Origin of the sequence: Paenibacillus sp. FSL L8-0436 (genome assembly GCF_038593025.1) — a bacterium.
GTDB lineage: Bacteria > Bacillota > Bacilli > Paenibacillales > Paenibacillaceae > Paenibacillus_AQ.
Genome location: NZ_CP151955.1, coordinates 5,743,031 through 5,756,167, shown reverse-complemented (window position 1 = coordinate 5,756,167; position 13,137 = coordinate 5,743,031). Strand labels below are relative to the sequence as shown.

The 13,137-nt window shown below is 55.5% G+C and carries 5 protein-coding genes; 4 read left to right on the top strand and 1 reads right to left on the bottom strand.

What is annotated here, in order from left to right; all coding sequences use genetic code 11:
* Window positions 1-87 precede the first annotated feature (87 nt).
* On the top strand, window positions 88-2,322 hold the full coding sequence (locus tag NSS79_RS26670; RefSeq protein WP_342440446.1) for a hypothetical protein: 2,235 nt from the start codon (window positions 88-90) through the stop codon (window positions 2,320-2,322).
* A gap of 198 nt (window positions 2,323-2,520) precedes the next feature.
* Here the strand turns inward: NSS79_RS26670 and NSS79_RS26665 are convergent, their stop codons facing one another.
* Window positions 2,521-3,510: a Na/Pi symporter gene (locus NSS79_RS26665; RefSeq protein ID WP_342436829.1), complete on the bottom strand. Its 990-nt coding sequence runs from the start codon at window positions 3,508-3,510 to the stop codon at window positions 2,521-2,523.
* Between the two features lie 98 nt (window positions 3,511-3,608).
* Between NSS79_RS26665 and NSS79_RS26660 the strand changes: the two genes are divergently transcribed.
* The 3 genes from NSS79_RS26660 to NSS79_RS26650 all read left to right on the top strand — a co-directional run bounded on the left by NSS79_RS26660 (window position 3,609) and on the right by NSS79_RS26650 (window position 13,117).
* Complete coding sequence (locus NSS79_RS26660; protein ID WP_342436828.1) at window positions 3,609-5,009, top strand: class I SAM-dependent rRNA methyltransferase; 1,401 nt, start codon at window positions 3,609-3,611, stop codon at window positions 5,007-5,009.
* 402 nt (window positions 5,010-5,411) lie between these two features.
* Window positions 5,412-8,933, top strand: coding sequence for a helicase-exonuclease AddAB subunit AddB (gene addB, locus NSS79_RS26655; protein ID WP_342436827.1), 3,522 nt, complete (start codon window positions 5,412-5,414; stop codon window positions 8,931-8,933).
* A complete protein-coding gene (locus tag NSS79_RS26650) occupies window positions 8,930-13,117 on the top strand; it encodes a UvrD-helicase domain-containing protein (RefSeq protein WP_342436826.1) in 4,188 nt (1,395 codons plus the stop codon). Before addB ends, NSS79_RS26650 begins: the two co-directional genes overlap by 4 nt.
* Window positions 13,118-13,137: the final 20 nt, after the last annotated feature.

Here is a 13,137-nt window from a genome sequence, read left to right as displayed (position 1 = left end):
AAAGTCTTCAGTGCTAAATGTCGATAGTAGTGGAAGAGTGTGGGAATGTACCCTCCCAGAATAACATCACAATGAAGGAGAGAAATGATGACTGTGAACAGGAAAATGACGAAGTTGCTTCTCATCATAGCGCTGCTGGCTACCGTAGTATTTCCGGTAAGTGTCTTTGCAGAAAAGGGAGATATCAACTCGATTGAGTTTGAGAGTTCGGCCAAATTGGATCTCGTAGTCGGCCAGACACCGAAGCAATTGAAGGTGTTCGCCAATGTAGAAGGTTCTTCTTCCAAGAGAGATGTAACGGGTGCGGTGACCTGGAATTCTTCCAATACCACTGCTGTAAAGGTTGTAAACGGCCTTTTGACGCCGTTTGACAGTGGCACAGCTATTATTACAGCTACTTATAATAGCATGCTTACTACGATTGAAGTTTCTGTGACTCATCCATTCAAGGATTTGAAGATTGAGCATAAAGAAGGCAACTATAAGCTGGGAGACAGTGAAGAGAAGCGGACTATCAAAGCTAAGGTACTCGGAGGAAAGTCCATCACCGAAGCGACTGATGTTACGAAAGATGTTGAATGGTCCAGCTCTGACACTAATGTATTGACAATATCGGACGGTAAAGTCAACCTTCTTAAAGAAGGTAAGGTAACGATCACTGCGAAATACAAAGGCCTGACGGCTACATATAAGACAGAAGTTGAAATGGCTTTTACCGACATCGACATCAAACAGAACGATAAGGTTGTGAAGGATGTCGAGACCCTTATGGGGGATAGCGCGATTAAGCTGACGGCAACTACCAAAGCCGCTACCCAAGCGGAGTCTGAGGACGTGACGGATAAAGTCGACTGGAGTTCTTCAAATACTGCTGTAGCTACCGTCAAGAACGGAGAACTCAAGGTTCTGGCTACGGGTAAGACTGTAATCACGATTGCTTATCTGGGTGTGAAAGCTTCCGTAGACGTATACGTCCGCTCGTCGTATGAAGCGATTCTATTGACGCCTTCCAAGGAACAGAAGCTGTTCATGGGTGAAGTGCTGGATGTGAAGGCTGAAGTCAGAGATGCTGCCAACTCTACGCTGAATGTATCCCAGAACGCCACCTGGACATCCAGTGATCAACTGGTAGCCACAGCCAAATCCGAAGCAGACGCTGCGGACATTACGGCTAGGGGTGTGGGCGACTCTACTATCAAAGCGGAGTATAAAGGTGTCAGCAGAGAGATTAAGCTGAAAGTGCTTCCGACCATCACGGCCATAGAGGTTGAGAAAGCAGAGAATGAAAAGTCCGAAAAGGAAATGTTCAAAGGCGACACTTTAAGCTTGCCTAAGGTAAATGGCACCAAGCTCGACGGTACCAAACTTGAACTGAGCCAGGAGATAGAGTGGACTTCTGACAATGCAGAAGTTGCTACCATCAAGGATGGCAAGATTGAAGGTAAAGCAGCCGGTACAGTTACACTGATCGGTAAAATTAAAGAAGGCAACGTCAGTGCCTCAAAAGCGGACATCCGCAACAAGAGCGTTGAATATAAGCTTACTGTTCTGGATAAAGTGCTGGTGCTGATCGGGCCTGAGGACAACCTGGTGGTTGTTACAGGCGAAGAGAAGGCTATGCCTTCAGTTAAAGTAGTTATGGAAAACGGCGATGAGCGTGAGGCCTCCGACAAGATTACTTGGGAGATTACGGGCACGAATGCCGTGATCAAATCAGGCACAAGCGGAAAAACGGTCAGAGGATTGGTAAAGGGCAGTGCAAGCCTAAAAGGGACCTATGCCAACAAGACAATCACCATTCCGGTGACCATTGAGCAAAAGATTACCAAGCTTGAAGTTGAGCCGGCATCGCTGGAGATGAACATTAAAGCCTCCAAATCGGTAAAAGTAACAGCTTATTACTCCAACGGAAAAACAGCCAACTTCTCGAATACGATTAATTGGGAATCTTCCAATCCGGCAGCAGCGACTGTCAAGGGCGCTTCCGTGAAGGCCGTGGCTGAAGGCACAACTACGTTAACGGGATCTTATCAGGGTATTAACGTCAGCCTCAAGGTCAACGTGATTCCCAAGCTGACCAAGCTGACAGTGAATGAATCACGCCTGAATATGGCTCCGGGAGGCAAACAGACCGTTGTGGTAACCGCCTTGTATGATACTGGTAAAACGGCAGACGTGACTGGTCTGATAACCTGGACCAACTCGAAGCCGTCTGTAGCCAAGCTCTCCTCAGGCAGCATCACAGCGCTGGCCAAGGGAAGCACTTCTTTCAAAGGCAAATACAATAACAAGACCGTGACAATTTCGGTTAAAGTCAAGTAGCAGCAACAAACTGCTGTATGCAAAATCAAAGAAAGACCAAAGAACTGCAATGCCGCCTTGGGGCACTTTGCAGTTCTTTTTTTTTCTGGTGCGCTCGACATTTCGTCTTTGCATTAGATGTCAAGGCTCAATTGAAGTATAATAGTACAGCGATAGCGCATGCGTCCGGGGATAGCCCGATCGGCCATGCGTATGTTCTCACGGCTGGAGCCGGCTTTCCAGCCTGGACCATAAGGGAAGGTAGCACAACGGGAGAGCCAACAGCGAGCAGACCACATTGAAGATCGTCTGGGCATGGGCGAGCTGTGCGGCGGGACCGCCGCCGATCCAGGCGGCGAGGCTCTGTAGCGGCCCTATAAAGGGCAGGAACAGCAGTGCGCCGCCGACGTTGAGCGCCACATGCGACCAGGCGACGAATACCCCGGAAGGCGAGCCGCCGATTGCGGCAATTACGGCGGTGACACAGGTGCCGACATTTGCGCCAAGCACGATGGCGATGCCCAGCTCCGGCGGCATCACGCCGGTGGAAGCCAGGCCCATCGCCATTCCGATGACCGCCGCGCTGCTGTGCAGCATTGCGGTCAGACAGGCTCCGGCGGCAAGCCCCCAAAGAGCGCTTGTGGCAGCATGGCCAAGGAACCAGCGGAACAGTCCGCTGGCTTGCAGCGCGTGGCTGATCGACTGCATGACGGCGATGCCCCATAGGACAAGCGCAAAGCCGGCCACCGCCAGGCTGATGAACTGGAGCGGCCCGGAGAATTTGCGGCTGGCTTCCGCCGCCCGCCAGGAGTAAGGCGGCAGCTCGCCGATCATGACTGCCGCGGCCCAGACGCAGAGCGAGGCGGCCAGCAGCGGCGTGGCCATCGTGCTGATCTGCAGTCCGATCAGCTCGGTGGTTAAGCAGGTGCCAATGTTGCTGCCAAGAATGATGCCCAGGGTCCGGGCATAGGTTAGCAGGCCGGCATTGACCATGCCGATGGTTAGCACCGTGACAGCAGTACTGCTCTGCAGCAGTGCCGACAGCAGGCTGCTGGCTATGAGGCCTTTTACTGGCGTAGATGTGGCCTTATGCAGGCCCCGCGACAGCAGGGGGCCGGCAAGCCGCGACAGCGCGGCTTCCATAAGCTTCATGCCTGCAAGAAAGATAACTAGACCATATATAATAGGGAACAGCAGGTCACGGATCATAAGGACAGGCTCCTTTGAACGGGGGTTGTACACCAATATATGAAAGCATTGCAGTGGACATGTATGAAATCATTAACAAGAACAGGGAGTTGAAGTCATTGGCATCGGTTATTCTGGAACGAAACCGCAAGAAAAGACTGGAGCAGGGTCATCCGTGGGTCTACGCCAGCGAGGTGGCCTCGGTGGATGGAGATCCGCAGGCAGGCGGATTGGTGGATGTGCTAAATCACCAGGGGCGTTTTTTGGGTGCAGGTTATTATAATCCGGCTTCGCAAATCCGGGTGAGAATTCTCTCCCAGAGTCCGCTGGCCGTCATGGATACGGCCTTTTTCGCAGAGCGGTTCTCAAGCTGCCTGCAGCATCGGGAACGTTTTCTGCCGGAAGCAGACGCGTACCGGCTTGTGTACGGCGAAGCTGATTTTCTGCCCGGTCTGATTATTGACCGTTTCGGCGAGATTCTTGTCGTTCAGCTCTTGACGCTGGGCATGGATCTGCGCCGCGCCGAGATTGTGGAGGCGCTGGTGCAAGTGATGAATCCACGCGGGATTTATGAGCGCAGTGACGTTAGTGTCCGGGAGCTGGAAGGTTTGGAGCAAAGAACCGGAGTGCTCTACGGGGAATGTCCGCGCCACATTACTGTAAGCGAGAACGGTCTGAAGGTAATCGTGGATATCGAGGAAGGCCAGAAGACGGGCTACTTTTTCGACCAGCGCGAGAATAGAGCTTCCATCGCTCCTCTGATCAAAGGCTGGGGCGGCCGCAGTGGAATTACGCTGCAGGAGATCGAGACGGATGAAGGTCTGGTTCAGACCCTGCCGGTGAACAAAAGCGGCAAGCCGGTCACCTTCCCGTATTGGGACGGTGCGACAGTGCTGGAATGCTTCGCGCATACGGGCAGCTTCACACTGCATGCCTGCAAATACGGAGCCAAAAAGGTTACCTGCCTCGACGTATCCGCGCACGCGATCGAAAGCGCCAAGGCCAATGTGGAACTGAACGGATTCACGGACCGTGTGGAATTTGTGGTGGATGATGCTTTTGCTTTTCTGCGCAATCAGGTCAAAGGGCTGGAAGAGCGGACGGAGCGGGCAACCGGTGCAGGAGAGGCGAAGACAGGAGCCAAGCCGGCGGCCAAGGCCGATACGGCGAAGCCGATGACCGCTGGCGGCGGACGCACATGGGATGTCGTCATTCTGGATCCGCCGGCGTTTGCCAAAACCAAAAGCGCTGTTGCCGGTGCCTGCCGTGGTTACAAGGATATTAACCTGCACGGCATGAAGCTGGTCAATGAGGGCGGTTATTTGGTGACGGCAAGCTGCTCCTACCACATGCAGCCGCAACTGTTCCTGGATACCATTGCTGAAGCGGCGAAGGATGCCGGTAAGGTCCTCAGACTGATTGAATGGCGGGCCGCGGGGAAAGACCACCCGCAAATTCTCGGTGTCGACGAAGGGCATTATCTGAAATTCGCAATTTTCGAAGTGCGCAGCAAGAAATAACGAACATGGCCCCTAGGCCGGCTCTGCGGGAGTCTCTGTAAAGAGGCTCTTTTTTTCGCTTTTCATTGATAATCATTCTGGCGTTCTCCTCCCAAGAAGAGGCGGCCCGGTGGCTGGAACCGCTGCTGATGAAGAAAGGGGAGGGCAGCAGGAAGTGAAGCTGGACCATGCTTAGTTGTGAATATTACCGTGAATGATCAATAGACTGCTGCAGCTAACAAACGCGGCAGTCTCTTTGTGCTGTACATGCGGATATCCATCCGCTGAAACTTGAAAACAATGGCAAACGTATGTTCCGTTTGGAAGAGATATGCTATAATGTTGGGACGGATTCATCAACTGGGTTTAGAAATTTAATACCGGTTGTATTCATAGATTTGGCCACGGAAGGAGTCTACTGCAATGACGGTAAACTTTTTGATAGGCCGCTCGGGCAGCGGCAAGACAACAAGAATATGGGAAACGGTATCCTCAAAGCTGGAGTCTGAGCCGCTGGGCGCACCGATCATTGTACTTGTTCCGGAGCAGGGCTCGTTCGGGGCGGAGAGAGGCCTGCTGGCAGCAGGCAGCGTGAAGGGCAGCATCCGGGCCCAGACCTTGAGCTTCTCGCGGCTTGCATTCCGGGTAAGGCAGGAGACCGGGGGCAGCACCAGTCTGCCCATCAGCGAAGAAGGCAAAAAAATGCTGATATACAAGATCATCAACCGCCGCAAGGAAGAACTGAAGCTGTTCGGCGCTTCAAGCGACAGACCTGGCTTTGTGGAACGGCTCAGCGCACTGCATACCGAGCTGAAACGCTGCTGCCTGGGCGCTTCCGATTTGGAAGAACAGCTGGCAAGAATGCGCGAGGCCATAGGAAGCAGTCCGATTCTGGCCGGCAAGCTGGATGATCTGCATATCGTATTCAGCGAATTGGAGCAGGAAATGTCACAGCTGTATATAGATCAGGAAGACCGGCTGGCTGAACTGGCGGAGCATATTGCGGATTCCTCTTACATAAGAGAAGCCGAGATATGGGTAGACGGGTTCCATGGTTTTACCCCGCAGGAATTTATGGTGCTGCGCGAGCTGATGCAGCATGCATCAAGGGTGACAGTGGCCCTTACGCTTGACCGGATTTATCCAACGGGGCTGCAGCCGCATGAACTGGAGTTGTTTCACCCCTCCGCAGTTACGTATATCAAGCTGCGCGGGATGGCCGAAGAGCTGGGCCTTGCGGTCTGGGACGAGCTGCTGGCGCCGCCTGTGCTTCCGCGTTTCGCCGGAAGTCCGGCCTTGGCCCACCTGGAGCGCGGATTTCACCGCCGCAGCCGCTGGAGCGGCGATATCGGGCAGGCTGCGGAAGCCATCACGGTCAGCGCTGCAGTCTCGCATAGAACAGAGGTCGAGGGTGCGCTGCGTGAAATGATCAGGCTGGCCCGGGATGAAGGGGCGGAGTACGGCGAGATGGCTGTATTTATGCGCAATATTTCAGATTATGAGCAGCTGATTACCCCGTTGTTTCAAGACTATAGCGTCCCGTTCTTCCTGGACCAGAAGGTGAATGAGCTGCATCATCCGCTGGTGGAGTTTGTACGGTCTGCACTTGATGTGGTGCGCCGCCGCTGGCGGTATGAGGATGTGTTCCGCTGTGTGAAGACCGAGCTTCTGCTTCCGCTTGACGGCAGTATTACCCGCGAGGATATGGACGCGCTGGAGAATTATGTGCTGGCCTGCGGCATCCATGGATACCGGTGGACCGACGGACGTTCCTGGAAAGGAATCCCCAGTCTTTCGCTGGAAGGCAGCCGGATTGTGGATGAGGAGCTGCTTCTGAAAATGGAGCGGTGCCGGGAGTGCATTACCGGTCCGCTGTATGCTTTTGAGAAAAGAGTCAAGAAGAGCCGCAGCGGTCTGGAGCTATGTACAGCGGTGTACCTGCTGCTCCGGGAGTCGGATACCGCCCGGAAGCTGGAGAAGCTGAGCAGAGAGGCGCTTGAGCTGGGACAGCCGGAACGTGCGCGGGAACACAGCCAGCTATGGGATGCAGTGCTCGATTTGCTGGATCAGATCGCGGAAATGATGGGATCGGAGAAAATGGAATTTGAGCTGTTTGCCGGGGTGCTGGAGACCGGACTCAGCGAGCTTAAGATGGGTTTGGTTCCGCCTGCCCTGGATCAGGTGCTGGTCGGAAGCATGGACCGGACGAGGGTTTCAGGTGTGAAATATGCTTTCCTGCTGGGATTCAACGAAGGGGTTGTCCCTGCACAGTTCAAAGAGGACGGCATCCTGTCTGAGGGAGAACGGCTGCTGCTGGAGAACAACGGAATGGAGCTGGCTCCGGGATCCTCGCGCAAGCTGCTCGATGAGCGCTTCCTGATCTATGGCGCGCTGACAACGGCCAGCACCAGACTGTGGATCAGCTATGCCACAGCCGATGATGAGGGCAAAGCGCTGCTGCCTTCGGAAATCATCCGCCAGCTGCATGGCATGTTCCCGGATGCTTTGCAAGAACGGTCCCTTTCCGGATTCCCCGCAGCGGTATCTCCTGACAAAGCCGATGCAGGTGAAGCTTTGCACCTGGGCTTTGTGGGGCACCCCGGACAAAGTCTGCGCATGCTGATTATGCAGCTGCGCCAGTGGCGGCAGGGAGTGGAAATCCCCGGACTGTGGTGGGATGTCTATAACTGGTTCGCGGAGGATGAGTATTGGAGTCCGAAGCTGCAGCAGCTGCTGGGTTCGCTGTTCTACCGCAATGACGGCATTCCGCTCAAGCGGGAGACCAGCCTCCGTCTATACGGAGGCAGAACACTGCGCGGCAGCGTGTCGCGTATGGAGAAGTTCGTTGCCTGCTCCTTCTCCCATTTTGCTTCATACGGCTTAAGGCTGAAAGAACGCCAGCTCTATAAGCTGCAGGCGCCGGATATTGGACAGCTCTTCCATGCCGCGCTCAGCGATATGGCCAAGCGGCTGCAGGAGCAGGGCCGCGGCTGGGGGAGCTTGACGGCTGAGGAATGCCGCCGGGAAGCCGGAGAGACCGTAGACAAGCTGTCGCCGCTCCTGCAGGGCGAAATTCTGATGAGCAGCAAACGCTACGGATACATTTCCCGCAAACTGAAGAATATTGTCGGCCGCGCTTCCGTGATCCTCGGCGAGCATGCCCGCCGGGGCAGCTTCGAGCCGGTGGGGCTGGAGCTGGACTTTGGCCCGGGTAAAGATCTCCCGCCGCTGAGAATTACATTGCCTAACGGCTGTGTAATGGAGGTGGTGGGCCGGATTGACCGTGTCGATATGGCCGAAGGAGAGCATGGAGTTCTGTTGCGGGTTATCGACTATAAATCAAGCCAGAAGGATCTTAAGCTGCATGAGGTGTACTATGGGCTGTCGCTGCAGATGCTGACTTATCTCGATGTGCTGCTCACCTATTCCGAGCAGTGGCTGGGCAAGGCTGCGCTTCCGGCAGGAACCCTGTATTTCCATGTGCATGATCCGCTGCTCTCGTCGCCAAACGGGTTGAACCGTGAGCAGGCGGAGCAGGAGCTTCTGAAACGGTTCAAAATGAAGGGTCTGCTGACTGCGGACCGTGAGGTCGTTTCACTGATGGATACTACGATCGATAAAGGGCATTCCTCAATTGTGCCGGTAGCGCTGAAGAGCGACGGCAGCTTTTACAGCAGCGCCTCTGTAGCCACGCCTGAGCAGTGGGGCCATTTGTTGTCCTCGGTGCGGAGCAATATTTCCGATATCGGAACGCGGATTACGGAAGGCGATGTGGCGATCCAGCCATACCGGATTCAGCAGGAAACGGCCTGCACGTTCTGTTCCTTCCGGCCGGTATGCCAGTTTGACGAGGCTGTGGAGGGCAATGGCTATAACAATCTTGCCAAGCCGGGCAAAGATGTGATTTGGGATCTGCTGTCCCATAAAGGAGGAGAGAAGCCGTGAGTAGTAGAGCTGAAATAGAGGCCAAGCCGGAAGGCAGCCTGTGGAGCGATGATCAATGGCGCGCTATTGCCGAGAGCGGCGATGATATTCTGGTTGCGGCAGCGGCAGGCTCCGGCAAAACAGCCGTACTGGTTGAGCGGATTATCCGCAAGATCAGCAATGAGGAGAACGGCTTCAGCGTGGACCGGCTGCTGGTGGCCACCTTCACGAAGGCGGCAGCCTCCGAGATGCGGCAGCGGATCCGCGAGGCACTGGAGCGGAAGCTGGAGGAGCAAGAGGGTGCGGAAGAGGGCGGAGCAGCGGGCAATGACTACTTGCGCCGCCAGCTTGCCTTGCTGGGGAGAGCGTCGATCACGACCCTGCACTCCTTTTGCCTGGAAGTTATCCGGCGTTATTATCAGCAGATCCCCATTGACCCCGGATTTCGGATTCTGAATGAGCACGAGGCGGAGATGATGCGCCAAGAGCTGCTGGAGGAGCTGCTGGAAGAGAAATACGGCGAGGTCTCTGAAGACGGAGAAGATGGCATTTTCGTAAAGCTTGCAGATTGGTTCAGCGGCGAGCGTACCGATGATGCGGTGCACGCGCTGGTCCAGCGGCTGCATGATTTTGCCCGCAGCCATCCCTGGCCGGCACAATGGCTGAGGGATACTGCGGCTGATTTCTCGCTGCCGGACACGGAAGCTCTGAGCCGCACGGCTTGGGTGCAGAGTATTCTTGCCGAGGCGAAGCTTACGCTGGACGGCGCGGCCAGCCAGCTTATTCAGGGGCATGAAATCGCCTTGCAGCCCGGCGGACCGGCTCCCTATGCGGAGAATCTGACTGCGGATCTGGAAATGGTCCGGGCGCTGCAGGATGATCTGCTAAATAAACCCTGGGCAGAGCTCTATAATATATTCATAGAGATATCCTTTGGCAAGCTTAAGGCTTGCAAGAAGGATGCAACCGATCCCGGACTGCAGGAGACGGTCAAGGAGCTGCGGGACAATGTGAAGAAGAGCCTGCTGGAGCTGCAAAAATCGCTGTTTGGGCGTCCAGCCGAGGTTTTTCTGGCGGAGCTGCATGAGGCGGCTCCGCTGATGCAGGAACTCGCTGAGACGGTCATCGAGTTCGGTGAACGTTACCGGATTGAGAAAGCAGGCCGCGGTCTGGTCGATTTCAGCGATCTGGAGCATTACTGCCTGCAGATTCTGCGCCATCCTGATTCTGCGCCGGGCCATTCGCTGCCATCGGATGCGGCAATGGAATACCGCGAGCAGTTCGACGAGGTACTGCTGGATGAATACCAGGATACGAACAGCGTACAGGAAGAGATCGTGCGGCTTATCTCCCGCGAATCGCCGGGCAACCGGTTTATGGTCGGCGACATGAAGCAGAGTATTTACCGCTTCCGCCTGGCGGAGCCGGGGCTGTTTCTGGATAAGTATCTCAGCTTTGGTACGTCAAATAACGGGGCTGGCCGAGAGGGGATTCTCGGAGATGAGAAAGAGCAGGGCGGAGCAGCAGCAGCCCGGGGCTCGGTGATCGATCTGGCGCGTAATTTCCGCAGCCGGATGGAAGTTGTGAATGCCGTCAATATGATTTTCCGCCAGATCATGAACAGCACCGTTGCAGAGATCAGCTACGATGAGCGTGCCGAACTGGTCTACGGGGCGAATTTCCCCGGAGCAGAGGAGAACCGGCCGGATACTTATTTCGCGCCGGAGCTGCTGCTGATTGACCGGGGGACTGCACCGGCGGGCCGCATGGAGGAAGCTGCTGAAGACGGGGAGCTTCCTCCCCAGGAGAGCGAAGCCATCGAGAGCGAGACGGCGCAGCTGGAAGCGCGGGCCATTGCCCGGCGCATCTCGCAGATGACCGGGATGACCGGTGGCGCGCCGCTGCTTATCTATGACAAGTCCTTGCGTATCATGCGTCCTGTAGTGTACGGCGACATCGTTATTTTGCTGCGTTCTGCGCGGATATGGACACCGCTGATGATCGAGGAGCTCCGCCTGGAAGGCATTCCGGCTTACGGCGATCAGAACAAGGGGTATTTCCAGGCAACGGAAGTGGAAATTGCCCTGTCGCTGCTGCAAGTAGTGGATAATCCCCGTCAGGATATTCCGCTGGCGGGGGTGCTGCGCTCACCTGTAGTCAATTTAAGTGAGGAAGAGCTGGCAATGGTTCGTCTATGCAGCCCGGGTTCTTTCTATGATGCCCTGATGGCGGCTGCAGGTGACTCGGCTATGGGCAGTACCGGTGAAGTCACTATGGCTGAACAGGAGCTTACTGCTGCGGCTGAGGTTGCTGCGGCTGTATCCCCCCTTAATAACGTTTCTGCAGCTTCCGCAGAAGAATTTGAATCCGGTGGTGTAACCGGTGGGCTGCAATTAGGCGGCGCCGGATGGGGAGCCGATGAAGCAGCGGTATCACAGATTCCCCCTGCACTGCGGAAGAAACTGCAAGCTTTCACAGCATTATTAGAGGGGTGGAGAAATGCAGCCCGTCAGGGCAGTCTCAGTGCGTTGATCTGGCGCATCTACGGCGAGAGCGGCTATCTGGAATGGGTGGGCGGACTACCCGGCGGATTTCAACGTCAGAACAATCTAAAAGCACTGTACGACCGGGCGGTGCAGTTCGAGAAGGATACCTCCGCGCGCGGATTGTTCCGCTTCCTGGTGTTTATCTCCCGGCTGAGGGAGAACGGCGGCGATCTGGGTGTTGCCGGGGGAAGCGGCGAGGAAGCCGGTGGCGTCAGAATCATGACGATTCATAAATCCAAGGGCCTGGAATTCCCGGTTGTCTTTCTGGCCGGGATGGCTAAGCCCTTCAACCGGCAGGATCTGTATTCCCCGTTCCTGATGCACAAGGAGCTGGGCTTCGGCCCGCGGTTTGTGGAGCGGGAGACGCGTGTCAGCTATCCGACTCTCCCCTATCTGGCTATTAACCGCCGCTCGCGGCTGGAACTGCTGGCGGAGGAAATGCGCGTGCTCTACGTCGGGTTAACCCGCCCAAGAGACAAAATGATCCTCGTCGGCACAGTAAGAGATTTGCCGCGTGCCGTTTCAGGTTGGACGGGTATGCAGGGCCGCGAGGAACTGCTGCTGGCCGACCATCTGCTGGCCCGGGGCCGCAGTTATCTGGATTGGGTTGGCCCTGCTCTAATCCGTCATCCCGGCGCAGCTATTCTGCGCAAGCTGGCGGGAGCGGAAGGTACTGTCTCAACAGTGCTGCATGGTGATGCTTCCAATTGGAGCATCTCTGTGCTGGCTGCTTCCGGACTTGGGTCAGGTTCTTTTGCCGGCACGGCGGATGATGCTGCAAAAAGTGAAGAACGGCGGCTTGTCCAGGATGCGCTTCGCACGGGCAGTGCACTGCGTTCACTAGGAACAACGGATGAAACAGAAATCTCCGGAAGACTGAAATGGGAGTATCCATACGCGGCAGCATCCGGCATTCCGGCCAAAACATCGGTGACGGAGCTGAAGGCCATGTTGTCTATGGAGGAACAGCCTTCCTATGACCTGCTCGAAGAAGGGTATTCTGCAAGCCGGGGTAACGGGTCTGGCCGCAGTATTGCACTGGCGGAGAGACTCCATTTACGGCGTCCAAAGTTTATGGAGAAGCGGGGCTTGTCAAAGGCAGAGCGTGGAACGGCGTACCATACGGTGATGCAGCATGTCCCGCTGGACGGGCCTGTGGACCGTGCTGTTCTGGAAGCTGTGATGGCCCATCTGACCCGGGTCGCTATTCTGAACGGTGAGCAGGCGGAGGCGGTTGACCTTGCCGAAGTGGAGGCTTTTTACGCCGGTGAGCTTGGGAAAAGACTGCTGGGAGCATCATGGAAGCGCAGAGAGCAGCCGTTCAGTTATATGGTTCCGGCAGGCGAAGCCTACCGGGGACTTGATTATTTTGACAGAGAGCTGTCTAATCTTTCGATGGACAACGGCCGCCGGACGCTTGACGAAGCAGTGCTGATTCAAGGGGTGGTTGACTGTCTGTTCCGCGAGGAGGGACGGCTGATTCTGCTGGATTATAAAAGTGATGCCGTGCTGGAGCATGAAGGCGGACTGGACGGGCTGAAGGAAAAGTACCGGTTTCAGCTGGAGCTGTACAGCAAGGCGCTGAATGATATTTTAGGCGAACCGGTCAGCGAGATTTGGCTGTACTTTTTTGACGGCGGACATGCTGTGAAACTATAAATCTACTATAGAAGATAAAA

What these genes read in the sequence shown, in the direction of transcription:
- NSS79_RS26670 (WP_342440446.1), top strand. Translation starts at nt 88, where the DNA reads ATGACTGTGAACAGGAAAATGACGAAGTTGCTTCTCATCATAGCGCTG.
- NSS79_RS26665 (WP_342436829.1), bottom strand. Translation starts at nt 3,510, where the DNA reads ATGATCCGTGACCTGCTGTTCCCTATTATATATGGTCTAGTTATCTTT.
- addB (WP_342436827.1), top strand. Translation starts at nt 5,412, where the DNA reads ATGACGGTAAACTTTTTGATAGGCCGCTCGGGCAGCGGCAAGACAACA.